This is a genomic window from Brucella tritici, from assembly GCF_008932285.1.
GTDB lineage: Bacteria > Pseudomonadota > Alphaproteobacteria > Rhizobiales > Rhizobiaceae > Brucella > Brucella tritici.
Genome location: NZ_WBVY01000001.1, coordinates 892,098 through 917,756 on the forward strand (window position 1 = coordinate 892,098; position 25,659 = coordinate 917,756).

Consider the following 25,659-nt stretch of genomic DNA (forward strand, 5'->3'; position numbering starts at 1 on the left):
TGCTTTCCTTATATTTTGCGAGTTACGCCCATGGCTTTTCAGAGTTTCGACGTTACCACAAATCCGGCCAATGGTGGCCCACGCGTAGCGAAGCTGCGCGCGAAAATGGCTGAACTTGGCCTCGACGGCTTTCTGGTTCCTCGCGCGGATGAGCATCAGGGCGAATATGTTCCGCCCCATGCGCAGCGCCTCGCCTGGCTGACCGGCTTCACCGGTTCGGCTGGTGCCGCGCTCATCCTCAAGAACAACGCCTATATCTTCGTCGATGGACGTTATGAGCTGCAGGTCCGCGCCCAGACCGACCCGAAGGTCTTCTCCTATGAAAGCCTCGTCACAAATCCGCCGGCTTCCTGGCTGGCAGACAACGGCAAGGGCCTCCATATCGGCTTCGATCCTTGGCTCCATACCATTTCCGAAGCCCGCAGTTTACGTGAAGCACTGGAGGCTCAGGGTGGTCAGCTCGTTCCGGTCGAAATCAATCTCGTCGATGCCGTATGGGACGATCAGCCGGAAGTGCCGACGGCGGAAGTCACTATCCAGCCGGCCCGTTTCGCCGGACATGAAGCGGAAGACAAGATCAAGGAAATGCAGGCAGCAGTTGCCGCAAGCGGCGCTCGTGCTACCATCCTGACCGATCCGTCATCAGTCGCATGGGTGTTCAATATCCGCGGCAAGGACGTGTCCAATACGCCGCTTCCATTGAGCTTTGCCATCATTCCTGCAAAGGGTGAACCAGAGCTTTTCATCGATGAACGCAAACTCGCCATTGAACCGCGCGCCTATCTGACCCAGCTCGCCAAGCTCTCGGCACCGAACGATCTGGAAGGACACCTCAGTGCTCTCGCGGCCAAGGGAGAAGCTATCCTTCTCGATCCGATCCTCGCAGCTGAGAAGCTCCGCCTCGTTGTCACCAGCGCAGGCGGCAGTGTGATCGAAGGCAAAGACCCTGCCCGTATTCCACGCGCAATCAAGAACAAGGCGGAACTTGATGGCTCACGCGCCGCCCATGAGCGCGACGGTGTGGCAATGGTCAATTTCCTATCATGGGTCGACGCCCAGAAGCCCGGCACAATCGATGAAATCAGCGCAGCGCAGAAGCTGGAAGAATCGCGTGCCAATGCCGGGCGCGACTTCCAGATGCCGCTGGAAGACATATCCTTCGACACGATCTCCGGCGCGGGGCCGAACGGCGCAATCATCCATTATCGCGTCAATACCGACACCAACAGAACGCTTGAAGATGGCGAGCTTTATCTGGTCGATTCCGGAGCACAATATCGCGACGGCACCACCGACATCACCCGCACCGTCCCCATCGGCAAGGTAACGCCGGAGACAATCAAGGCATTCACGCTCGTGTTGAAAGGTGTGATTGCGATCACGACGGCTCGCTTCCCGAAAGGCACACGCGGGCAAGATATCGACGTTCTGGCGCGTATCGCACTATGGAAGCATGGTTTCGACTATGCGCATGGAACCGGCCACGGTGTCGGCTCCTACCTGTCGGTGCACGAGGGCCCACAGAGCATTTCAAAAAAAGGTGCGCAGGAACTGCTGCCGGGTATGATCCTTTCCAATGAACCGGGCTATTACAAGCCAGGTTCATTCGGTATCCGCATCGAAAATCTCATCATCGTCACCGAACCGGAGGTGCCTGAAGGCGGCGACATTCCGATGATGGGCTTCGAGACACTGACGTTCTGCCCTATCGACCGGCGCCTGATCGACAAGTCGCTTTTCACGCAGGAGGAAATCGACTGGCTGAACCGCTACCATGCCAGCGTGCGCGAAAAGCTTTCAGCCCATCTCAAGGACGCTGAACGCAAATGGCTCGAAGCGGTAACCGCGCCGCTTTGATAATGCATTCACACGGTGAAATGGCGTAGCGCGATCAAAAGCGCTACGCCTGCAAAGAACATGGTCATCATGCTGAGCCGCAACGAAAGCACGATGCAGACCGCAAGCACGAGTAGTTCCCGCCAGCCGTGATCCGAAGCGGGCGCGGCCACAATGGCTGTCAGAACAGCTGCAGGCACGGCGTTGAGCGCCGCTTCCACCCGATAATGCACATGGCTGAAGCGTGACAGCACCAGATGTCCGCCAATACGGGTGAGATAGGTGCAGAGCGCACCGGCAAGAATGATCCAGATCGTGGTGGACATTTACGCCTCCCCTTCGCGTGGCTTGGCAATAATCGCCGCAAGCACGATGCCGCCGAGCGCACCCAGCGACACATGCCACGGAGATCCCACGAACTTGTAGGCCGCCACGGCTGAAATCGCACTGACGATCACGACCGGCAACCAGTTCTGCCGATGGCGGAAACTCATCACCATGCCGAGAAAATAGATCGGCAGCAAAAAGTCGATGCCGAAGGCATAGGGGTTTGTAATCAGATTGCCGAACAGCCCACCAATCAGCGCTTCGAGAACCCAGGTCAGATAGAATGTGAGCCCGATGGCCATATACCAGACGAAGGTGACCGGCTTACCGGCTTCGGCTCGTTGTTCAACTTCCGCATACTGGATGTCCACCAGAACGAAAAAGGCCAGCGCCTTCTGCCATGGCTTGAAGTGACGGATGCGCCGACCCGTGGTCGCCGAATAAAGCACGTGCCGGAAATTGACGGCGAAGATCGACATGACGATCATCCACGGCGCGATGTTCTGGCCGAAAAGATCAAGCCCGACCATCTGGCTGGCGCCGGCATAGATGATGGAGCTCATGAACACCGCTTCGGCAAGCGACAATCCGTTATCAACTGCAAGTGCGCCGAACAGCAAGCCAAAGGGCGCTCCGGCAACGACAAGCGGAAGTCCGCGCCGGACACCGTCAATAATATCGGCGCGCGCTGAAGCCCTTACGGGCCGAAAAGTCTGGTCCACGAATATTCACTCCTCCGAATGAAGAGTAGTTAGGAAATTCTGCGGCCCGGTGGAATATGATTTCCCAAAAAATCATACTATTAAACAGGAATGCCGCATTTGCGCATCACTCATAAATCCGGCTGATGCATTCATGAACGATCATGATTGTTGCGGAACGGTCTTTTCGATTTTGTGCATCCAGTCCACAAGCGGGCGAGCCCGTTCGGTGAAGTCGACAAGACGATCTGCCAGATCAGCGCGGGTAATCGTTTCAGGGTCGATTTCTATCCGCACCGAGAAATGCCGATTGCGAATTGCTTCCAGCAAATCATCATCGGTCACGGCCTCAAAACCACGCGGCGTGCGTTTCAGCCGGTCGTAGTCACTGATTTTCAAACCGTTTTTCTTGAGTTTCGCGATCATGGTGCGGAATTCTTCCGGCTTCTCTGCAATGGCCGTGCGTATAGCCAGAAGCAGTTCCTTCTTTGGCCCCCACCAAGCCACACAGGCGTAGCAGTCGCGGACACCCGGCAGGCCGATGCAGACATAGAAGCAGCCACTCTCGTCCCATTTGGTACCCGATTGTGACAGCAGCGCAGACAGGTGACGGTTATAGGGGGCCTTGTCCTTGGAAAACCGCGTATCGCGTTTGATGCGGAACTGCGATTTCACACGGTCGCCCTTGAACGGCAGACCGGCCTTTTCAAAACGACCTGTCAGTTCCTCGACAAGATCGCCAAGCGGTTCCTTCAATTGCTGCTCGAAAAGATCCTTATTCTCGACGAACCATTCGCGATTCTGGTGAAAATCCAGAGCTTTCAGAAACGGGATCGCTTTTTCACCAAAACCGCTGAATGGAGCCATTATTCTTCTCCGACCAGTGTAAACCAGGCGTCTTCATCAATGACTTCGATTCCCAACTCGGATGCCTTGGCGAGTTTGGAACCAGCGCCCGGTCCGGCCACCACAAGATCGGTCTTTTTCGATACCGATCCGGCTGTCTTTGCTCCGTAGCGCTCGGCCATGGCCTTTGCCTCATCGCGCGACATACGTTCCAGACTGCCGGTAAATACCACCGTCTTGCCTTCGACCGGCGAACCCGTAGCAACACGCGCTTCCTCATCAAGCGGCGTCACTTCGGCCAGAAGAGCGGCCAGCACTTGCACGTTATGCGGCTCCGCATAAAAATCCACGACTGCTTCGGCAACGATGGAACCGATGCCCTCAACCGCAATCAGTTCCTGCCAGGCTTCACTACCCTTGTCGGTACGGTCGCCTTCTTTTGGCGGCACAGCCTCCTGAGCCGCTTTTTCAAAGGCGGCATAAGACAGATAGGCGCGTGCAAAGCGCTTGGCATTCACCTCGCCAACGTGACGAATACCAAGGCCGAACAGAAAGCGATGCAAGGCAATTTCACGCCGATCATTGATCGCATCGTAAAGCTTCTTCACGGAAGTCGTGCCGAAGCCTTCAATGTTCTCCAGTTTCTTGAGGGGCGAATCCGCCTGTCGTTTTTGCAGCGTGAAGATATCGGCAGGGGATTTGATCTTCAGGCTGTCATCTTCGGCATGGAAGAAAAACTCGACCTGCTTTTCGCCAAGACCTTCAATATCGAACGCATTGCGCGATACGAAATGACGAATGCGCTCAACCGCCTGCGCAGCGCAGGTCAGGCCGCCGGTGCAGCGATAGACCGCCTCGCCCTCTTCGCGCACGGCATGGCTGCCGCAGACCGGGCATTCATGCGGAAAATGGAATGGCTCGGCATCGGCCGGGCGCTTCTCCAGCACGACATCGACAATCTGCGGGATCACATCGCCTGCACGCTGCACGATGACCGTATCGCCGACGCGAATATCATGCTCATCAGCACGAATGCGCTCACCCTTGAGGCCGATACCCTTGATATAGTCCTCGTTATGCAGCGTTGCATTGGTGACGACCACGCCGCCGACAGTGATCGGCTCCAGTCGCGCCACTGGCGTCAGCGCGCCGGTGCGCCCGACCTGAATGTCGATACCGCGCAAGATCGTCGTAGCCTGTTCTGCCGGAAACTTGTGCGCAATGGCCCATCGCGGGCTGCGCGAGCGGAAACCGAGCCGTGTCTGCAGATCGAGCCGATTAACCTTATAGACGACACCGTCAATGTCATAATCGAGTTCAGCGCGCTCTAGGCCAATGGCACGGTAATGCGCAAGCAATTCATCTGCACCGTGAAGCCGCTTCGTCAGCGGATTGACCGGGAAACCCCATTCGCGGAAAATCTCCACCATGCCCATCTGCGTATCGGCAGGCATGTCCGACATCTCACCCCAGGCATAGGCAAAGAATTTCAGTTTGCGGCTCGCCGTCACCTTGGCATCGAGCTGGCGCAGGGAACCTGCTGCCGTGTTGCGCGGGTTCACATAAGTCTGCTTGCCTTCAGCAGCCATCTGTTCGTTGAGCGCGAGGAAATCGCTCTTGGCCATATAGACCTCGCCGCGCACTTCCACGACGGACGGAGCTCCAGCCGGAAGCCGGTTCGGAATTTCGGCAATAGTACGAATATTCGCCGTGACATTCTCGCCGGTCGTGCCGTCCCCACGAGTCGCACCGCTAACCAGAATTCCATTCTCATAGCGGATCGACATGGAAAGTCCGTCGATCTTCGGTTCAGCGGTAAATGCGATGGAATTATCCGGCAGATGCCCCAGAAAGCGATAGACACTGCCCACGAAATCACGCACGTCCTCGTCCGAAAACGCATTGCCGAGCGAAAGCATCGGGCGTGCGTGAACAACCTGCGCGAATTTCGAAACCGGCGCAGTGCCAACCCGCAAGGATGGACTATCCGCCCGTACCAGATGCCGGAAGCGCGCTTCGATCGCATCGTTACGACGCTTCAGCGCGTCATACTCGGCATCGGAAATCTCTGGCCGATCATTGGCGTGATAGAGCTCATCATGATGCGCAATTTCGCGCGCCAGACGTTCCAGTTCTGAAACGGCTTCAGGTTCGGTCAGTTTTTCGACGGGAGTATCGGTCATAAGCGGAGCAAAACCTGCTGATTCAATTTTGCTCAACATAACCAAGAAATAAGGCTACGCATACAGCCGCGCTCGGTTACGAACATGTGGTCACACTGACAACGTTCTGTCAGGAGACAAGCGCGCTATTCTTTGTTTGTACGCATTATCCGACGCATCGAAGCGGGATCAGAAATCAGTCCAGTGGACTGATTTCCCCGCGTAGGCGCTTCGCACTTTTGGCGCGCAAATGCTCAATTCTCGGCCAGCAAGCGCTCTGCTGCTGCGCGTGCTTCATCGGTGATGCTGGCTCCGGCCAGCATTCGGGCAATCTCTTCCTGCCGCTCGTCCACTCCGATGGATCGGATCGAGGTAGACATACGGTCTTCATTGGTCGCCGACTTGGCAATCAGGAAATGTGTGGAGGCACGCGCTGCCACCTGCGGCGCATGCGTGACCGAAAGAACCTGCACACGGCCGGAAAGCCGTGCAAGACGCTGCCCGATGGCATCCGCCACCGCACCGCCCACGCCGGTATCGATTTCATCGAATACGAGCGTCGGAGCAGAACCGCGATCCGCAAGCGCCACCTTCAGCGCCAACAGGAAACGCGAAAGCTCACCACCCGAAGCGACCTTCATCATCGGCCCGGCCCGCGTGCCCGGATTGGTGCGCACCCAATACTCAACCGTATCGATGCCTTCCGCCGCCCGCGCTTGTGTGTCGGTCGTCATTTCAACGATGAATTCTGCACGCTCCAGTTTCAGTGCAGGCAATTCGGCCATCACAGCAGCCTTCAGATGTTCCGCTGTTTCCTTGCGCAAACCGGAAAGTTTAGCCGCTGCCGTGTCATAGGCCGCCCGCATTTCAGTCGCCTGACCTTCAAGCTGGATAAGCTTTTCCGCTCCAGCGTCCAGATCGGCGAGATCAGCATCCATCTTGTCGCGCAGCGCAGGCAATCCCTCCACCGCGACAGAATATTTGCGTGCGGCAGCGCGCAAAGCAAAGAGCCGTTCCTCGACCTGTTCCAGCACGCGCGGATCGAAATCAATCTCGCGCATGGCATGATCTATGCCGTCCTGCGCAAGAGCCAGACTGTTAAGCGCCTCATCGATTGCCTTGCAAACCGGCTCCAGCAGATGCGGTGCTTCCGGAATCTTGCGCTCCAGACGGCGCACAAGACTCGCCAGCGTCGGTACAGGTGATCCCTGCCCCGACAGCAACTCGCCAGCTTCGTTCACGTCACCGGCGATCTTTTCAGATTTCATCATGATCGCACGGCGCTCGGCGAGCTCTTCTTCCTCGCCGGGTTGCGGATCGAGCTTGGTCAGTTCTTCAACCGAAGAGCGCAGGTAATCCCCTTCACGCTCGGCCTGCTCGACGCGGGCACGATGCTTGGCAAGTGCGGTTTCCGCATCGCGCCAGGCCTTGTGACGCTCGCGAACTACTGCCGCCTCTGGCTCGAGACCACCAAAAGCATCCAGCAATGTACGGTGAAGATCGGTATCAATCAGCGCGCGGTCGTCATGCTGGCCGTGGATTTCCACGAGCCTGCGTCCGAGATCACGAAGGAGCGCGACGCTCGCCGCCTGATCGTTGATGAAGACGCGCGTGCGACCATCGCCCATCTGCAGGCGACGCAGGATGATGTCGCCATCATCGTCAAAACCATTATCGCGCAGAAAAATCCGGGCCGGATGCGCGCCCGGTACATCGAACACCGCTGTCACCTGCCCCTGATCGGCACCGTGACGCACCAACGAGGCGTCGCCGCGTGCGCCTAGCGCCAGCGAAAGCGAATCAAGCAGGATAGACTTGCCCGCCCCGGTTTCGCCGGTAAGCACGGACAAGCCTGTCTTGAACTCGATGTCGAGCCTTTCAATCAGAACAATATCGCGGATCGACAGGTGCGACAGCATGTGAGAATCAGCTTATGAGCCGCCGCCGGTGATGAGCGACGAAGCCTTGGCCAGCCACGAATTGCCATTCTCGCGCGGTTCAAGACCACCACTTTGCAGAAGCTTGTAGCTGTCCTTGTACCACGGGCTATCCGGATAGTTCTTGCCGAGAACTGAAGCTGCCATCTGGGCTTCCGACGTCAGGCCAAGCGCATAGTAGGCTTCGACGAGACGAGCGAGGGCTTCTTCCACCTGACGGGTGTTGGAATATTCCTCCACAACACCGCGGAAGCGCTTGATAGAAGCAAGGTATTCCTTACGCTCCAGATAATAGCGGCCAACCTGCATTTCCTTGCCTGCGAGCTGGTCGCGAGCGAAGCGGATCTTGGCCTTGGCGTCATCCGTATATTCGGAATCCGGGAAACGATCGACCACTTCCTGCATCGCAGCGATCGCGCGACGGCTCGCAGCCTGATCGCGGGTCACGTCCGGAATCTGGCGGAAGTAGGAAAGACCGATGATGTAATAGGCATAGGCTGATTCAGGCGAAGTCGGGTAAAGCGTATTGTAACGCTTTGCCATCGAGATCGCTTCTTCGTAATTGCCCTTGCGGTAGTTGGTGAAGGCAGCCATCACGAGCGACTTGCGTGCCCATTCCGTGTAGGGGTGCTGGCGGTCGACGGCGGCGAACTTCTTCGCAGCTTCATCAAGGCGACCTGCATCCAGATTGGCGAGACCTTCATTGTAGGTTTTGTCGGCAGGATCGATCGTCTCGACATACTTGGTGAGATCGATGTCGTCGTCCTTGCTGGCACAACCGGCGAGCGGGATAAGAACGGCGATAGCGCCAGTCAGCAGCGCGGTTTTCGTCACACCCTTGAATTTGAAACTCGTCATGCGGTCTCCGGCCTTTTGGCAGCGTCATTCCTGTTTGGAACTGCGTGCTTCTAGCACTGCACGGCTGCTCCATCCATACAAATCATTCAGCTTCAGCGAATGTACGAACATAGCTGACGCCGTTTTGGCCGTCCATAAACCACATGCAGGCGAAATCGGCAATCGTCTAGTGGTCTGAAATCCGCCGGACGGCGTATCGAAACGCGTAACCAGTGTGAATTGTCCCCGGTATTGGCTACCCGTGTGGGTAGATGCTCCCCGATCAATCCACCGTAAAACGACGTATCGACTCAATTGCGAGGTGAACCGGCGAACACGGCTCAATTAAGGCCATGCGCCGATACATACTATTTCTTGGCTAATTTAGAGCGCGTCCCGAAAAGTGTGGAACGGCATTCGGATAAGATTCGCGGTTCCAAACAAACGTTTAGAGCGCCCATGGAGCCGCGATATTCGGCTTCACGGCAACGAAATCGGATGCTCTGGAATTCTGGCGAACACCGGAGGCCTCGACAATATCGAACGCCGTCTTGTCCGACAGCAGCGCCTTGACCGTTTCCGCATTCAGCCTGTGGCCGCTGCGATAGGAACGGAAGCAGCCGAGAAACGGCAGACCGGCAAGCGCCAGATCGCCGACGGCATCGAGCGTCTTATGACGGACGAACTCATCCTTGAAACGCAGGCCGCCCGGATTGATGACAGAATTGTCGTCGCCAATGACAAGCGAATTGTCGAGCGACGAGCCAAGCGCATGGCCGGAAGCCCAGAGACGCTCCACATCCTTCATGAAACCGAAAGTGCGCGCAGTGGAAAGCTCCTTGCGGAAGGTCGCTTCGTCCACATCGTCGGCAAATTTCTGCCGGCCGATCAGCGGGCACTCGAAGTCGATCTCGACCTCAAACCGTGTACCGGCAAAGGGACGGAATTCACCCCAGGAGCCACCGGCTTCGACGCGGACCGTTTTCAGAATACGGATAAAGCGGCGCTTCGCTTCCTGCGTGACGATACCTGCCTCATCGAAAGCTTCGATGAAACGCGCAGAAGTACCGTCGAGTATAGGAACTTCAGGACCATCAATTTCAACGACAAGGTTATCAATGCCCAGTGCGGCGACCGCCGCCATCAGGTGCTCGACCGTGTCGATCTTGGATTCTTTCGGTCCAAGCGACGTGCAGAGGTCAGTGGCGCCAATCTGCGAAACATGGGCCCGTACTTCCGGTGCCTTGCCCTTCAGGTCCGAGCGCTGAAACACGATACCCGTATCGGCATCGGCCGGGAAAAACGTCGCCGAAGCCGGGGCCCCGCCATGAACGCCGACGCCTGAAAGCGTGACCGCACGACCAATTGTCTTTTGATAAGCGCTCAAGACAGTTCCAATCTGCTGAATAAAATGAATGCAGGCCGTTCAAACGGAATTTCAACACAGCCCATTTCGCAATTCTTTGCGTCTATATGGATAGATATAGCTAAAATTGCGACCGGAAATACACAGGGTTCACAAACATGTGCTGCCCCAACCACACCCCGTTTCAATTAAAATAATAATTTGCGTGACTTGAACAAAATCACGCTTTCTTACGAATGTTTTGATTTTGTTTACTGAAACGAAAAAACCGCGGGAGTTACCCGCGGCTTTCCTATTCAGTCACCGAAATGGCTCAGTTCGACTGACGGCGCAGGAAGGCCGGGATTTCGAGCTGATCTTCTTCCGAAGCTGCACGCGGCTGCGGACGACCCTGATCATCAAGCTGGCCGCGACGCGGTGCGTAGATGGACGAGTCCTGCTGCGGAGCGCGACGTTCAGCCGGGCGCATGCTAGGTTCACGATGCTGAGCCGGTTCCAGACGAGCGGCAGGCTGATCTTCCTCACGACGCGACAGACCATGAGTCAGGCGCTTTAGGAGGCTCATCGGGCCGCGCGGCTCTTCCTGTGCAGGCTGCTGCGGAGCACGACGGGCATTAATTTCAGCCTGTGCAACCGGCGGAAAATCCGAAACGGCAGGCATGCGCGGAGCAGGACGCGGTTCACGAACCGGCTGTTCATGCATCTGCGGCTGCTGGTAGGCCTGTGGCTGTGCTGCCTGATGACCTGCCGGTGCCTGCGGCATCGGTGCACGGGCAACCGGAGCGCGTTCGAAGGACTCCGGTGCCGGAGCCTGGAAAATGCGGCTCTGCGGACGGAATTCCGGCTCAGCAGAAGCTGCAGGAGCTGCTGGTGCGGCTGGAATTTCAGCTTCGGCAGACTGGATCGCCTGGGCAATCGGATCGACCTGACGCGGCTGTTCAACAACCGGAGGACGAAGTGCGCCATGCGGAGCCATTGGCTTCGCCTGTGCGGTCTGCTTTACCGGCTGGCGAAATTCCAGCGGCGCAGGCGCCGCGTCTCCTAACTGCTTATCGATACCGGTAGCGACGACAGAAACGCGGATGACGCCTTCGAGGCCTTCGTCGAAGGTTGCGCCAAGGATGATATTCGCATCCGGATCGACTTCTTCGCGAATACGCGTAGCAGCTTCGTCGACTTCGAACAGGGTCATGTCGCGACCACCGGTGATCGAGATCAGGAGGCCCTTCGCGCCGCGCATCGAGGTTTCGTCAAGCAGCGGGTTAGCGATTGCAGCTTCGGCAGCAGCCATTGCACGGCCTTCGCCGGAAGCTTCGCCCGTACCCATCATAGCCTTGCCCATTTCGCGCATCACCGAACGAACGTCGGCGAAGTCGAGATTGATGAGGCCTTCCTTGACCATCAGGTCGGTGATGCAGGCAACGCCCGAATAAAGCACCTGGTCAGCCATTGCGAAAGCATCGGCGAAGGTGGTCTTGTCGTTGGCGATGCGGAAGAGGTTCTGGTTCGGAATGACGATAAGCGTATCGACATTCTTCTGCAGTTCTTCGATGCCGAGATCGGCAGTCTTCATGCGGCGGGCGCCTTCGAAATGGAAAGGCTTGGTCACGACGCCAACGGTGAGTATGCCGCGTTCGCGAGCAGCGCGCGCCACGACCGGAGCTGCACCCGTACCGGTGCCGCCGCCCATGCCGGCAGTCACGAAGCACATATGCGTGCCGTTCAGGTGATCAACGATTTCGTCGATGCATTCTTCAGCAGCCGCGCGACCAACCTCTGGCTGGGAACCAGCACCAAGGCCTTCTGTGACAGCAGCGCCAAGCTGGATCATGCGTTCGGACTTCGACATCGTCAAAGCCTGAGCGTCGGTGTTGGCCACGACAAAATCCACGCCGCGCAGACCGGCATTGATCATATTGTTGACCGCATTGCCGCCGCCGCCGCCGACACCGAATACGGTGATGCGGGGCTTCAGCTCGGTGATATCCGGCTTTTGCAGATTGATAGTCATAGGTCCTTGTTCCTCTTAAGCCTTACCACCGCTTCGCCGCCGCGGTGTGGATTGGTTGTTACCCAGATGGTCACGCCCCAATAATTCAACACGCTATTTCAACAGCTTACACAACACTTGCTACTCAGAAACTCTCTTTCAGCCATTGGCTGACACGTTGAATGCGCCCACCCGTACCGGTCATGAGACCGGAGGAAGCTGCTTTCACCGACCGCTCTTCTATCCCGGCCACCTGCGGGTAAATCAGAAGTCCAACGGTCGCGGCAAAAGCTGCCCCCTTAGCCGCCTCAGGCAATCCCGCTATTCCTAGAGGACGCCCGATTCGTACATTTCTTGCAAGGATTCGCCGGGCCGCCTCTGGCATTCCTGGCAGCTGGCTTGCGCCGCCGGTCAGAACCACACGCTTGCCGACAATATGTCCAAGACCTGACTGGTTGAGCCTGTCGCGCACCAGTTCCAGCGTCTCTTCCACTCTTGCACGGATAATCCGCGTCAGCACCGAGCGCGGATATTGATTGGGTACGTCACGCTCATCGTCACCGATGGGTGGCACGGAGATGAGATCGCGGTCATCGGCAGCGCTCGGCAGAGCAGAGCCGTACATGACCTTCAGGCGCTCGGCATCTTCCATCCGGGTGGAGAAGCCGCGAGCCACGTCCATCGTCACGTGATTGCCGCCAATGGCCACTGCATCGGCGTGAATGAACTTGCCTTCGGAGAAGACGGAAATCGTCGTCGTACCGCCGCCCATATCGATGCAGGCCGCACCCATTTCAGCCTCGTCGCCGACCAGAGCCGCAAGACCGCTGGCATAAGGCGTCGCTACGATGGCTTCCACCGACAGGTGGCAGCGATTGATGCAAAGTTCCAGATTGCGCAACGGCGCCGCATCGGCAGTCAGCACATGCATGTCGACACCAAGGCTGTCGCCCAACATTCCGAGAGGATCGCGAATGCCACGTTCACCGTCGAGCGTATAACCGACCGGCAGCGAATGAACGAGATGGCGCTCGGCTGCGAGCGCCTGCTTGGCACCGGCGGCCAGAACGCGGCGAATATCAGTCTGCTCGACTTCATGGCCGCCCAGATTGACGCTTGCCGTGAAGGTTTCGCTCTTGAGGCGACCGGCCGAAATATTGACGATCAGGCTATCGACGGTAAGGCCAGCCATGCGTTCCGCTGCATCGACGGCAAGACGAATCGACTGCTCAGCCGCATCCAGATCAATGATGACGCCCGACTTGACGCCGCGCGAACGCTGATGGCCGATGCCCAGCACTTCCATACGGTGCGTGCGACCTGGCAGCAGTGCGCCGCCTTCATGCGGACGCAACCGTGCGATGACGCAGGAAACCTTGCTCGATCCGACATCCAGAACCGTTAACAGGCGCACCTTGCGCCCTGCAGTTCCGCCTTGTGATGATCCCTTGCCGCCCAGAATACTCATACGCGCTTCCCCGTGCGGGATAGTTCTTTTTTACGCTCTGCCAGAAACTTCTGGCGCTGCTCCATGCCAGTTGCCGTCAATTGGACCGTCACACGATCACCGAGACGAAGATCGACCGCAGCGATATCGCGCGACAGAAGATGCTGGTCCTGATCGAGCTTTTCGACCTGCGCCAATGCCTTCAGCGGATCGGTTTCCGGCAGCATGATGCGCACGCCATTATCGAGAAGCAGATCCCAGCGACGGTCGCCGACGCGGATGTAGGCGCGAACCTTTCCGGCCAGACCGGGATAGGCGGCAATCTCGTCAACGAACCCTTTGACCTTCTTTTCCGCGCCCTCGCCCACGACGAGCGGCAGCGAATTGTAACGGCCGGAACGGAACGGAACGATCGTGTCGCCAGCGGCGTCGATCAGCGACAGGTCCTTGTCGTTCTGCCAGATGGCGAACGCCTTGCGCTCATGCAGCGAAACAAGAACGGTGCCGGGATAAACCTTGCGAACTTCTGCGCTTTCAACCCAGGGCAGCTTGTCGATGGACTGGCGCGCTTCTTCTGCGCTCAGACCGACAAGAGACGTCTCGCCGTCGAGATCAAGCTGGCCCAGAACATCGATATCGGAGGTCTCGTTGTTTCCAACGACCTTTACATCCTCGATTGCAAAACCGAGCGTGGAAGCAGTCGCCTTGACCACCTCCGGCGTATGACCGCCAACCGCCATGCCATAAAAGCCGGTAGCACCGAGGAAACCCAGCATGCCGACAGTGCCGGCATGGCGCGGAATATTAACATTGCCCTGGAAAAGGCGGACGGCAAAGCGGAACGGCTTGCGCAGGAAGCGCGGCAGGACAAAAGCAGCACCCATCGCCCCCGATGCATCCCGCATCGAGCCCGAGCGCCCATATCCGTCCGATTTTCCGTTCAACGCAAACAAGACGCGTCCTCCACCATCCAACTCAACAATTCACCGAAAGAGATACCAGCCGCTTTGGCGATATCAGGCACGAGCGAGGTAGGAGTCATCCCCGGCTGGGTATTGATTTCCAGCCAGATAACTTCGCCATCTTCAGAGAAACGATCATCGAAACGGAAGTCTGACCGGCTTACGCCCCGACACCCGATTGCCCGATGCGCCGTAAGGGCCATTGTTTGTATTTTTTGGTAAATATTTGGTAAAATTTTTGCCGGACACACGTGAGAAGACGCGCCTGCAACATATTTTGAATCATAGTCGTAGAACTGATGCCCTACCGGAATGATCTCGCACACATCCATGACGCGATCACCCATCACCGCGCAGGTCAATTCCCGACCGGGGATGTATTTCTCGACCAGCACTTCGGCACCGTAATTCCACTCAGCCGAACTGATGATTTGCGGAGGATGCGTCTGATCCTCCTTAACGATCACAACACCAAAGCTCGAACCTTCACGAACCGGCTTGACGACGTAAGGCGGCTCCATCGGATGTTCGGTACCGATTTCAAAACGGTTGAGCAGAAGCGAGGGGGCAACAGTAACGCCAGCAGCAGCCGCAACCTTCTTGGCGCGATCCTTGTCCATGGCAAGCGCCGAAGCGAGCACGCCCGAATGCGTATAGGGAATCTGGAGATATTCGAGAACGCCCTGAATAGCGCCATCCTCACCGAAAGGACCATGCAGCGCATTGAACGCAACGTCAGGCTTCAGCTCGGCAAGAACGCTGGCAACATTGCGATCCACATCGACACGCGTCACGCGATAGCCGCGCTCTTCAAGGGTCGCAGCGCAAGCTGCTCCGGAGGACAAGCTGACCGGACGCTCCGAAGAGAAACCGCCCATCAAAACGGCGACGTGCTTTCCCGTCATGTTAGCATCCCCTCTGCGCAATCCCCTGCGCATCAATTAAACAGAATCCGAGTAACCCAGCAGCACAGGCCGCAGGCACCCGCGGCAGGAAAATCCTGCCGAATCAAATCACTGTGTGGTTAACCCTAAAGAATCAGAGGATTGATTCCGTGACAAGACCCTATAGGAAGGGACGAACCTTACGCGTCGCTTGTGAAGGCAAAAAAGCCCGGAATATCAGGTAGAAAATCCGGGCAACTTTTTTATCAAAATTTTCCAAGAAACTCTTCAACCGGCTCACCCTCGCGGAACAAACCGAGACGTTTGATTTCCCAATGAAGGCGAATACCCGAATTTTCGAAAACTTTGGCGCGTACCGTTTCGCCCAAAGTCTCCAGATCACGCCCCGTTGCGGTGCCTGTATTGATCATAAAATTGCAGTGCATTTCGGACATCTGCGCGCCACCGACACGCAAACCGCGACAGCCTGCCTTGTCGATTTCCTTCCAGGCCGATGTGCCTTCCGGATTCTTGAAGGTCGAACCACCCGTCTTTTCGCGCACAGGCTGCACCGTCTCGCGATGATGCTGCACCTCGTCCATGGCCCGCCGGATCTCATCTGGCTCACCCGGAACTCCCTCGAACAAGACGGAGGTAAAAATCATATCCGATGGCGCAGAAGAATGCCGATAGGCGTAGCCCATACCGGCATTGGAAAGCACATGTACCTCGCCGTTTCGATCAAGGGCGCGAACCTCAACAACGCGCTCGCGTGTTTCCACGCCGTTTGCGCCTGCATTCATGCGCAAAGCGCCGCCAATGCCGCCGGGTATGCCGTGGTAGAAATGAAAGCCAGCCAGCCCCGCGTCCAGAGCCGCTGCGGCCACACGCTTGTCAGGCGTGGCCGCCCCGGCCCGCAACTGCGTATCGGAAACCTGTTCGACTTCGCCGAAGCCTTTTGCAGAAAGCCGCACGACGAAGCCGGGAACCCCGCCATCGCGTACGAGCAGATTGGAGCCGATGCCGACAACGAGAATCGGTATCTCTTCCGGCACGGCTTTCAGAAATGTGGAGAGGTCTTCTTCGTCGGCAGGCTGAAACAGGACCTGTGCCGGTCCGCCAGCGCGGAACCAGGTGATCTTGTCCATGCCGGTATCGGGCGTCAGCCGACCACGCAAGCCCGACAGTTTGCCGTCGAGCTTCTTCAGAAGCGTCTCGCCGCTTTCCATCTTATTTCTTACCCTGTTCTGCCAGTTCTTTCGGCAGTGCATATGCCCACTGCGTAATATTGCCTGCGCCGAGGCAGACTACGAAATCGCCCGGCTCTGCAATCGACGCGACCAACGGCGCCAGCGCCTCTGGACCGCTGGCATAGCGCGCATCGCGATGACCTGCGGTCTTGATGCGTGATACGAGCGTTTCGGAATTGACGCCTTCGATAGGGTCTTCGCCTGCCGTATAGACCGGCGCCACGATGACTGTATCGGCATCGTTGAAACATGCCGCGAATTCGTCAAACAGGCTTGCCAGACGCGTATAGCGGTGCGGCTGCACGATGGCGACCACACGGCCTTTCGTGGCTTCGCGCGCAGCTTTCAGCACGGCGCGGATTTCAACCGGGTGATGGCCGTAATCGTCGAATATCTCGACGCCGTTCCATGTGCCCGTATGGGTAAAGCGACGTTTCACGCCGCCGAACGAGCCGAGACCGCGACGAATATCGTCGGCAGAGATACCCAGTTCATGCGCAACAGCGATTGCTGCCGTCGCATTGGATACGTTGTGCTGGCCCGGCATCGGCAGACGCAGATCCTTGATCTCGGTCGCCTCGCCCTTGCGGGAGCGGATCACGACATCGAACAGGCTCGCCGCACCATCCATGCGATGATTGACAAAACGCACGTCGGCCTGCGGGTTCTGGCCATAAGTCACAATACGGCGGTCTTCGATGCGGCTCACCAGAGCCTGCACTTCGGGATGGTCAAGGCACATCACGCCAAAGCCATAGAACGGCACATTCTCGACAAACTGCGCGAAAGCCGCGCGCACATTGTCGAAATTGCCGTAATGGTCGAGATGTTCCGGGTCGATATTGGTGACGACCGCAATATCGGCAGGAAGCTTGAGGAACGTACCGTCGCTTTCATCCGCTTCCACCACCATCCAGTCACCATCGCCCATGCGGGCATTGGTGCCATAGGCGTTGATGATACCGCCATTGATAACAGTTGGATCGAGGTGCCCGGCATCCAGCAAGGCCGCAACCATCGACGTCGTGGTGGTCTTGCCATGCGTGCCGCCAATCGCGACCGCATGACGGAAGCGCATCAGTTCGGCCAGCATTTCGGCGCGGCGCACGATGGGCAACAGTTTTTCGCGTGCAGCAACCAACTCGGGATTGTTCTTCTTGATCGCCGTCGAAACGACAACCACTTCGGCATCGCCGATGTTTTCAGCCTTGTGGCCGACAAAGACCTCAATGCCTTTTTCACGCAGGCGCTGTACATTGGCGCTGTCGGACTGGTCCGAGCCCTGCACATGATAGCCGAGATTGTGCAGCACTTCGGCAATACCGCTCATGCCGATGCCGCCAATTCCGATGAAATGGACAAGCCCGATATTCAGCGGCATTTTCATGGCCGAGTTCCTTCTTTAAATTCCTGAACAGATTTACCTGCTGCAATAGCCTCTGCCAGATCAGCAAGCAACCGCGCTGCATCCGGCTTACCAACGCTTTTTGCAGCTTTTGCTTGTGCTTCGAGGCGCTCCGGCTGATTCATTGCAGCCTGGAGTATCTCGGCCAAGCGTTCTGGCGACAATTCCGACTGGCGAACGACCTCGCCACCGCCTGCTGAAGCAAGTGCGGCTGCATTCGCCGCCTGATCATGATCGAGCGCATGTGGAAACGGCACCAGCATTGCCGGGCGACCGATCACCGTGATCTCCGAAACAGTCGAAGCACCGGATCGCGAAATCACGAACTGGGCATCCGCCATGCGTGCCGGCATATCGTTGAAAAACGGCGCAACATCAGCGGGAACACCAAGTTTCTCGTAAGCGTCCCGCACGGCGGCTTCGTCTTCCTTGCGCGCCTGCTGGGTAATCAGCAACCGTGCCCGGTCTCTATCCGGCAGCAAGGCCACAGCAGCGGGAATGGCTGTCGAAAAGAACTGTGCGCCCTGGCTACCGCCAAAGACCAGCAGGCGGAACCGTTCATCCGCCTTGACCGGCTTGTAAGAAGTCTCAGCCGCGGCCAGAACTGGAGGACGGACCGGATTGCCGGTCGTGACCGTCTTTTCGGCATAGACCCCGCCGGTCTCGGGCAGGAAACCACCAGCAATTGCTTTCACGCGACCTGCAAGCCCTTTGTTGGCGCGGCCCATGACGGCATTCTGCTCGTGCACCATCGTCGGGATGTTCATGTTGCTCGCGGCATAGAGCGGCGGCAGTGTCGGATAGCCACCAAAGCCCGCGACGAGTTTGGGCTTCAGCCGGCGGAACAATTTACGGGAATCGAGATTGCCCTGCCATAGTGACCAGAACGTCTTCAGGAGCGCTATCGGGTTACGGCCTGCAATTGTCGCCGAACGAATGACATGAATATGGTCTTCCGCGAAGGCACCGGCGAAACGCTGCGCGCGCGCATCGGTCGCCAGATGGACGTCCCATCCGCGTGCCTTCAATTCATGCGCCAGCGCTTCCGCCGGAAAGAGATGGCCACCCGTTCCACCGGCGGCCAGTACGATTACGCCTTTTACCATCGGCCCCTCACAGCGCAGGAATGCGTTTGCCCATATCGACACCGCTACCGACCGTGTGGGTCATGCGGGCTTCCGGACGGCGGCGCGTCAGAGCCAGAAGAATACCCATCGTAATGGCGATGGCGATAAGCGAGGAACCGCCATAGGAAATGAACGGCAGGGTCATGCCCTTTGCAGGCATGAGATGCAGGTTCACGGCCATGTTGATGATCGACTGGAAACCGAACAGAATGACAATCCCCGAGACTGCCAGACGGGTGAACGGATCACGCTCGCGCAGCGCAATCGAAAGACCGCGCACGACGATGAATGCGAACAGCAGCATGATGATCATGCACAGGATGATGCCGTATTCTTCTGCCGCAACCGAGAAAATGAAGTCGGTATGACTGTCCGGGATGATGCGCTTGATGGTGCCTTCGCCCGGCCCCTGTCCGAACCAGCCGCCACGCAGGATCGCTTCGCGACCGGCATCGACCTGGAACGTATCGCCCTCACCCGTCATGAACCGATTGATACGCCCGGCCACGTGATCGAACATGAAATAGGCTGAAACGCCGCCGCAAACAGCAAGACCACCCAGGACCAGAATCCAGAACATCGGCAGACCTGCGAGGAAGAACATCGCACCCCATGTGCCCGTGGTCAGCATTGTCTGGCCAAGGTCAGGCTGGAGAACGAGCAGAGCGGCAACAGTGCCGAACAGCAGCATGGCTAGAAAATTGCCGGGCATTTCGCCACCGCGTTCCCGCTCTGAGAACAGCCAGGCGCAAACCACGACAAATGCAGGCTTCATGAATTCCGATGGCTGGATGGAGATACCCGCCAGATTGACCCAGCGCCGCGCACCCTTCACTTCGATACCGAAGAACAATGCTGCAACCATCAATACGAGGGAAATACCAAGCAGGATCAAAGCAAATCGCCTGATCTGACGCGGCGACAGAAACGACACGCCGATCATGACGGCCACCGCCGGAACCATGAAGAAAATCTGGCGCTCGACGAAATGGAACCCGTCGAGGCCGATACGCTGGGCCACGGCAGGACTTGCGGCGAATGACAGCAGAATGCCAAGCCCCATCAGGGCCAGACATGCAGCGAGGAAGAAGCGGTCTATTGTCCACCACCAATTGGCGACAGGACCGCGATCGACACGGCTTACCATCAGCTTTTTCCTCCTATAAGCTCAACACCCGGAAGCGCCAGAACAGCGCTGCGGAATGCATCGCCGCGTTTTTCAAAATTCTGGAACTGGTCGAAGCTCGCGCAAGCAGGCGACAGCAGCACGACCGGTTCGGGAGCAGCATCGTTACCGGCATCGCGGGCAGCGTGCTCGACGGCGACTGCAAGCGTGTCGGAAATCTCGAACGGCGCCGCATCGCCAAGCGTTGCCGCAAACTGTGCTGCGGCTTCGCCGATCAGATAGGCCTTGGCAATCCGCGGGAAGAACCCGGCCAGCGAAGCAATCCCGCCAGCTTTCGGTACACCACCTGCAATCCAGTAAATGTTTTGCGGGAAGGAGGACAATGCCGGAGCAGTTGCTTCCGCATTGGTCGCCTTGGAATCGTTGACGAACAGGACTTTCCCGCGATGCCCGACCTGCTCCATGCGATGGGCCAGACCTGGGAAGCTCTTCAATCCCGCCTGGATTTCTTCAAGGCTTAAGCCCACCGACAAACAGGCCGCAATCGCTGCAAGCGCATTTTGCGCATTGTGTGCGCCGCGCAGCGAACCGATACCTTCCAGAGAAGCGATTTCATCGACTTCCCCATCCTGCGCCCAGAACAGCTTGGCGCCGTCAGCAAAATAGCCTTTGCCGAGGCGCTTTTCCTTGGAAATCCGTACGACATTTACGCCGTCACGATAGAGCCGGTCCGCAATGGCTTCGCAATAATGATCGTCAACGCCGACAATTGCCGTGTCGCTCGCCGCTACCAGACGTTCCTTGATCGCGGCGTAATTATCCATCGAGCCGTGACGGTCGAGATGGTCCGGCGTCAGATTGAGCAGGATGCCCGCCGTTGGGTTCAGCGATGGCGCAAGATCGATCTGGTAAGATGAACATTCGACCACATAGAAACGATTGGCCTGCGGCGGCTCCAGCGTCAGGATTGCCGTGCCGATATTGCCGCCTAGCTGCATATCCCGGCCAGAAGCCTTGATGATATGGGCAATCAAAGCGGTCGTCGTCGATTTGCCGTTGGTGCCGGTAATGGCAATGAACGGGCAATCGGGAGCAATATGATTGCGTTCGCGGACGAACAGTTCCACGTCACCGATGATTTCGACGCCTGCGGCATGGGCCAGATCGACGGTCCAATGCGGCTTTGGATGGGTCAGCGGCACGCCCGGCGAAAGCACGAAGGCCGCAAATTGCGACCAGTCAGCCTGCCGAAGATCGCCTGTGGCAATACCCGCGCTCTGGGCACGGGCAACGCTGTCTGGATTGTCATCCCAGGCAATGATCTTTGCGCCTCCGCCAAGAATCGCCTTGGCGGTCGCAATGCCGGACCCGCCCAGTCCGAAAAGGGCGACTGTCTTATCCTTGAGGGCGGTGATCGGGATCATTCGATATGCCTGTTATCTGAGCTTCAAGGTGGAAAGGCCGATCATCGCGAGAATGATCGCAACGATCCAGAACCGGATCACGACCTGGCTCTCGGTCCAGCCCTTCTTTTCGAAATGGTGGTGGATAGGCGCCATGAGGAAGACGCGCTTGCCAGTCAGCTTGAAGGAACCAACCTGAATGATGACGGAAAGCGCTTCGACGACGAACAGGCCGCCGATGATGGCGAGAACGATTTCATGCTTCGTCGCAACCGCAACAGTACCCAGCATACCGCCCAGCGCCAGCGAACCCGTATCGCCCATGAAGATAGCGGCGGGAGGCGCGTTGAACCACAGGAAGCCAAGCCCCGCGCCGATAACAGCGCCAAGAACCACAGCAAGTTCACCCGTGCCCGGCACGAAATGGATCTGCAGATAGTCGGCGAAGATCGCATTACCGGAAAGATAGGCAATGAAGCCGAAGGATGCTGCGGCCACCATGACCGGAACGATTGCAAGCCCGTCGAGACCATCAGTCAGGTTTACGGCATTGCCCGCGCCGACCATGACGAAGGCAGCAAACGGAATGAAGAACCAGCTCAGATTGACGACGAACTGCTTGGCAAACGGGAACGTCAGCGAAGACGAGAACGGCTCCTGCCCTGCACGCATGATGACGAAAGCGGCAATAGCGGCGATCAGGAATTCGATACCAAGACGCGCCTTGCCGGAAAAACCCTTGTCGGACTGCTTCGTCACCTTGAGATAATCATCATAGAAGCCGATGGCACCGAAACCTATCGTAACCAGCAGAACAACCCAGACATAGACACTGGCCAGATTGGCCCAGAGCAGGCACGACACAAGAATGCCGGTCATGATCATGAGGCCACCCATGGTGGGCGTACCGGCCTTCTTGAAATGGGTCTGCGGACCGTCAGCGCGGATCGGCTGGCCTTTCCCCTGACGCACCCGGAGCGAGTTGATGATCGACGGGCCGAACAGGAACACGATCAGCGCCGATGTAATCATCGCGCCGCCGGTGCGGAAGGTAATATAGCGGAACACATTGAGCGGTGTCATATGTTCGGCGAAGAAGGTGAGAAGCATCAACATGTAGAGAAAAATCCCTCAAATACCGCTTACTCCGCGGGTTCCACCGGCGGAAACTGGCTGATCAGCGCCTTGACGATTTTGGAAAAGCCGATCCCCTTCGACGATTTCACCATGATGACATCGCCCGGACGGACCGCCTTGATCACCAGCGGCAACAATTCGTCGGTGCTTTGCCTGTACTCGGTCTGAATTTCAACCGGCAAGGCATTTTTAAGTGCCGACATGTCCGGTCCACCGATAAAAAGCGCATTCACTCCGGCATCCACAATCGGGCGCGCCAGATCGGCGTGAAGTTTGCCCGCCTGGCGGCCAAGCTCCAGCATATCTCCCAGAACAGCAATGCGACGGCCACGCGAGCCTTCCGGTGTCGTCGAATGCAGCAGCGACAGGGCTGCGCGCATCGAGGTCGGGTTCGCGTTGTAGCTTTCGTCAATCAGCGTGAACGTGCCCTCGGGATGCTGAAGCACATGGCGCGCGCCGCGACCACCTTCGGCGGACAGCGTCGCCATGGCCATCATCACCTTGGCGATATCAGCCCCGACCAGATCAGCGGCACCGAGGACAGCTAGCATGTTCTGTACGATATGACGGCCCGGCATGCCGACCTTCACCGCTGCTTCCTGCGTGCCGATCTTCACCGTCATGCAGGAGCAGGTTGGGTGTAACTTCACTTCGCGCAGACGATAGTCGGACCGGGCATTCTCGCCGAATGTGGCAATATGTTCGACACCTGCCTTTTCGGCCAGTTCTTCCAACTGCTTGAAGCGCTTGTCGTCGCGGTTGAGAAGCGCATAGCCGCCTGGAACGATACCCTCGAAAATCTCTGCCTTGGCAACGGCGATTTCTTCCAGATTGGCGAAATGGCCGAGATGCGCGGGGGCTATCAGCGTAATCAGAGCGACATGCGGGCGCACCATCTTCACCAGCGGACGAATTTCGTCGTGATGGTTCATGCCGATTTCGAAAACGCCGTAGTCCGTATCGGCAGGCATGCGCGCGAGCGTCAGCGGCACACCCCAATGATTGTTGAACGACGCCACGGAAGCATGGACCTTACCAACTTCCAAAAGCACATGGCGCAAGGCTTCCTTGGTCGTCGTCTTGCCGACGGAACCCGTCACCGCAATGATCTGCGCCTTCGAGCGTGCCCGCGAGGCAATCCCAAGCTTGGTCAGGGCCTCAAGCACATCCTCAACCACGATCATCGGCACTTTGGAATTGCCGAATGCGGGCAGACGATGCTCGGCCACCACGAGAAGACCTGCACCGGCAGCCATGGCGCTGGTTACAAAATCATGCCCGTCAAACTGTTCGCCCTTGATGGCGAAGAAAGCCTCGCCCGGCTTCAGCGAGCGACTATCGATTGAGATGCCGGTTATGCCGCCCGGAAGGTTGCCAAAAGGCCTGCCTTCCATGGCTTCAACCATATCGTTGGAGGTCCAGAGCCAGTCACTCATTCCGAGCGCTCCTCAAGGCGGGCAGCAAGTGCTGCTGCAACTTCCGCGTGATCCGAGAACGGCAGGGTAATATTGCCGACAATCTGCCCTTCTTCGTGCCCCTTGCCTGCAACGACCAGTGTATCACCCGGCTGCATCATGGACACGGCGGTGAAGATCGCTTCACGACGATCACCGATTTCGGTCGCACCCGGCGCTGCCGCCATGATTTCCGAGCGGATTTGGGCTGGAACCTCCGAACGCGGATTGTCGTCCGTGACGATTGCCACATCCGCCAGTCGCGAGGCGATCTCGCCCATGATCGGACGCTTGCCCTTGTCGCGGTCGCCGCCGCAACCGAAAACCACAATCACCCGGCCCGTCGTAAACGGACGCACGGAAGTCAGAACATTTTCCAGTGCCTCGGGCTTATGGGCGTAATCGACATAGGCCGGGGCGCCATCTTCCGTCGCGCCGACGAGATCGAGCCGTCCCGGTGCGCCTTTCAGGAGCGCCAAGGCACGCATTGCAGCAGCAGCCGGAACACCCGTAACCATGGCAAGCCCGGCGGCAACCAGCGCATTTGCGACCTGAAAATCTCCGGCGAGCGGCAGTTCGATCTCAAAAATCTCGTCGCCGATGCGCACTTCGACATGCTGGCGGAAACGCTCGTGTTCCACGCGCTTGAGGGCGATGAAATTGCCTTTCCGTCCAACCGTTTTCACGTCGCATCCGGCAAGTGTTGCCGCTTCGATGGCCTGTGCCGAGAAATGATCGTCGGAGAAGATGATGGCTGGCGCGCCCTTCGGCAAAAGCGTGTTGAAGAGACGCATCTTCGCGCCAAGATATTCTTCGATGGTCGCGTGATAATCCATATGGTCGCGACCGAGATTGGTGAAGGCACCGGCAGCGAGCCTGACGCCGTCCAGACGGCGCTGGTCAAGGCCATGCGATGAGGCTTCCATAGCCGCATGGGTCACGCCTTCATCAGCAAGTTCTGCCAGAACACGATGCAGTTCCACCGGATCGGGTGTGGTCAGCGAATTATAGTCGCTGCGGGTCGGCGAGAATACGCCGGTCGTGCCGATATTCGCCGCAGGAAAACCAGCATAGGCCCAGATCTGCCGGGTAAAGGACGCAACGGAAGTCTTGCCGCTGGTGCCTGTGACGGCAACCATAACTTGTGGCTGCTTGCCATAGAACTGCGCCGCAGCGACTGCCAATGCAAGGCGGGGATCATCGACATGAAGAACCGGCACACCTGCGCCAGCGACAGCCGTATCCTTGCCTGCGATGATGGCGCTTGCGCCGCGCTTGACGGCATCGGCAACAAAAGCCGCACCGTCCGCTTTCACGCCCTTCAGCGCTGCGAAAAGAAAACCGCGTTCGACCTTGCGGGAGTCCGACGTGACGCCGGTGATCTCCACCTCACCGGCATTGCCGGAGGCCAGTTCCTTAAAGAGAGCGATTTCCTTCAGTTTCATGGTCATACCAAATCCAG

20 protein-coding genes are annotated in these 25,659 nt (G+C 57.8%); 1 reads left to right on the plus strand and 19 read right to left on the minus strand.

The window, feature by feature from the left end; all coding sequences use genetic code 11:
* Positions 1 to 30 precede the first annotated feature (30 nt).
* Positions 31 to 1,857 carry an aminopeptidase P family protein gene (locus F9K94_RS04440; RefSeq protein WP_151643863.1) on the plus strand — a complete coding sequence of 609 codons (1,827 nt, stop codon included), beginning with the start codon at positions 31 to 33 and terminating at the stop codon, positions 1,855 to 1,857.
* 8 nt (positions 1,858 to 1,865) lie between these two features.
* Here the strand turns inward: F9K94_RS04440 and F9K94_RS04445 are convergent, their stop codons facing one another.
* The 19 genes from F9K94_RS04445 to F9K94_RS04540 all read right to left on the minus strand — a co-directional run bounded on the left by F9K94_RS04445 (position 1,866) and on the right by F9K94_RS04540 (position 25,648).
* On the minus strand, positions 1,866 to 2,162 hold the full coding sequence (locus F9K94_RS04445; protein WP_061346017.1) for an AzlD family protein: 297 nt from the start codon (positions 2,160 to 2,162) through the stop codon (positions 1,866 to 1,868).
* Complete coding sequence (locus tag F9K94_RS04450; RefSeq protein WP_061346016.1) at positions 2,163 to 2,885, minus strand: AzlC family ABC transporter permease; 723 nt, start codon at positions 2,883 to 2,885, stop codon at positions 2,163 to 2,165.
* A gap of 141 nt (positions 2,886 to 3,026) precedes the next feature.
* On the minus strand, positions 3,027 to 3,731 hold the full coding sequence (locus F9K94_RS04455; RefSeq protein WP_151643865.1) for a DUF2461 domain-containing protein: 705 nt from the start codon (positions 3,729 to 3,731) through the stop codon (positions 3,027 to 3,029).
* Entirely contained in the window at positions 3,731 to 5,893 is a 2,163-nt protein-coding gene (ligA, locus tag F9K94_RS04460; RefSeq protein WP_151643867.1) for an NAD-dependent DNA ligase LigA, read from the minus strand. Before ligA ends, F9K94_RS04455 begins: the two co-directional genes overlap by 1 nt.
* Before the next feature lie 233 nt (positions 5,894 to 6,126).
* Positions 6,127 to 7,791, minus strand: coding sequence for a DNA repair protein RecN (gene recN / locus F9K94_RS04465; protein ID WP_151643869.1), 1,665 nt, complete (start codon positions 7,789 to 7,791; stop codon positions 6,127 to 6,129).
* A 12-nt stretch (positions 7,792 to 7,803) separates the two neighbouring features.
* Entirely contained in the window at positions 7,804 to 8,667 is an 864-nt protein-coding gene (locus F9K94_RS04470; protein WP_010659737.1) for an outer membrane protein assembly factor BamD, read from the minus strand.
* Positions 8,668 to 9,094: 427 nt separating this feature from the next.
* On the minus strand, positions 9,095 to 10,033 hold the full coding sequence (lpxC, locus tag F9K94_RS04480; RefSeq protein WP_081104458.1) for a UDP-3-O-acyl-N-acetylglucosamine deacetylase: 939 nt from the start codon (positions 10,031 to 10,033) through the stop codon (positions 9,095 to 9,097).
* A 292-nt stretch (positions 10,034 to 10,325) separates the two neighbouring features.
* Positions 10,326 to 12,023 (minus strand): cell division protein FtsZ, encoded by a 1,698-nt coding sequence (ftsZ, locus tag F9K94_RS04485; protein ID WP_151643871.1) that lies wholly within the window; start codon positions 12,021 to 12,023, stop codon positions 10,326 to 10,328.
* A 124-nt stretch (positions 12,024 to 12,147) separates the two neighbouring features.
* The gene (gene ftsA, locus F9K94_RS04490) at positions 12,148 to 13,470 is read right to left on the minus strand and encodes a cell division protein FtsA (protein ID WP_010659734.1); all 1,323 of its coding nucleotides are present in this window, start codon (positions 13,468 to 13,470) and stop codon (positions 12,148 to 12,150) included.
* Positions 13,467 to 14,402, minus strand: a complete 936-nt coding sequence (locus F9K94_RS04495) for a cell division protein FtsQ/DivIB (RefSeq protein ID WP_151643873.1) — start codon at positions 14,400 to 14,402, stop codon at positions 13,467 to 13,469. Before F9K94_RS04495 ends, ftsA begins: the two co-directional genes overlap by 4 nt.
* Entirely contained in the window at positions 14,390 to 15,316 is a 927-nt protein-coding gene (locus tag F9K94_RS04500) for a D-alanine--D-alanine ligase (protein ID WP_151643875.1), read from the minus strand. Before F9K94_RS04500 ends, F9K94_RS04495 begins: the two co-directional genes overlap by 13 nt.
* Before the next feature lie 245 nt (positions 15,317 to 15,561).
* Positions 15,562 to 16,524, minus strand: a complete 963-nt coding sequence (gene murB, locus F9K94_RS04505) for a UDP-N-acetylmuramate dehydrogenase (protein WP_151643877.1) — start codon at positions 16,522 to 16,524, stop codon at positions 15,562 to 15,564.
* 1 nt (position 16,525) lies between these two features.
* Positions 16,526 to 17,932, minus strand: a complete 1,407-nt coding sequence (murC, locus tag F9K94_RS04510; RefSeq protein WP_151643879.1) for a UDP-N-acetylmuramate--L-alanine ligase — start codon at positions 17,930 to 17,932, stop codon at positions 16,526 to 16,528.
* A complete protein-coding gene (gene murG, locus F9K94_RS04515) occupies positions 17,929 to 19,056 on the minus strand; it encodes an undecaprenyldiphospho-muramoylpentapeptide beta-N-acetylglucosaminyltransferase (RefSeq protein WP_151643881.1) in 1,128 nt (375 codons plus the stop codon). Before murG ends, murC begins: the two co-directional genes overlap by 4 nt.
* Before the next feature lie 7 nt (positions 19,057 to 19,063).
* Positions 19,064 to 20,224, minus strand: coding sequence for a putative lipid II flippase FtsW (gene ftsW / locus F9K94_RS04520; protein ID WP_061346006.1), 1,161 nt, complete (start codon positions 20,222 to 20,224; stop codon positions 19,064 to 19,066).
* A complete protein-coding gene (murD, locus tag F9K94_RS04525) occupies positions 20,224 to 21,627 on the minus strand; it encodes a UDP-N-acetylmuramoyl-L-alanine--D-glutamate ligase (protein ID WP_151643883.1) in 1,404 nt (467 codons plus the stop codon). The genes ftsW and murD overlap by 1 nt, the downstream gene beginning before the upstream one ends.
* A 12-nt stretch (positions 21,628 to 21,639) precedes the next feature.
* Positions 21,640 to 22,722 (minus strand): phospho-N-acetylmuramoyl-pentapeptide-transferase, encoded by a 1,083-nt coding sequence (gene mraY / locus F9K94_RS04530; RefSeq protein WP_061346004.1) that lies wholly within the window; start codon positions 22,720 to 22,722, stop codon positions 21,640 to 21,642.
* Positions 22,723 to 22,748: 26 nt separating this feature from the next.
* Positions 22,749 to 24,179, minus strand: coding sequence for a UDP-N-acetylmuramoylalanyl-D-glutamyl-2,6-diaminopimelate--D-alanyl-D-alanine ligase (locus F9K94_RS04535; protein ID WP_151643885.1), 1,431 nt, complete (start codon positions 24,177 to 24,179; stop codon positions 22,749 to 22,751).
* A complete protein-coding gene (locus F9K94_RS04540; protein ID WP_151557262.1) occupies positions 24,176 to 25,648 on the minus strand; it encodes a UDP-N-acetylmuramoyl-L-alanyl-D-glutamate--2,6-diaminopimelate ligase in 1,473 nt (490 codons plus the stop codon). Before F9K94_RS04540 ends, F9K94_RS04535 begins: the two co-directional genes overlap by 4 nt.
* Between the last annotated feature and the right edge of the window lie 11 nt (positions 25,649 to 25,659).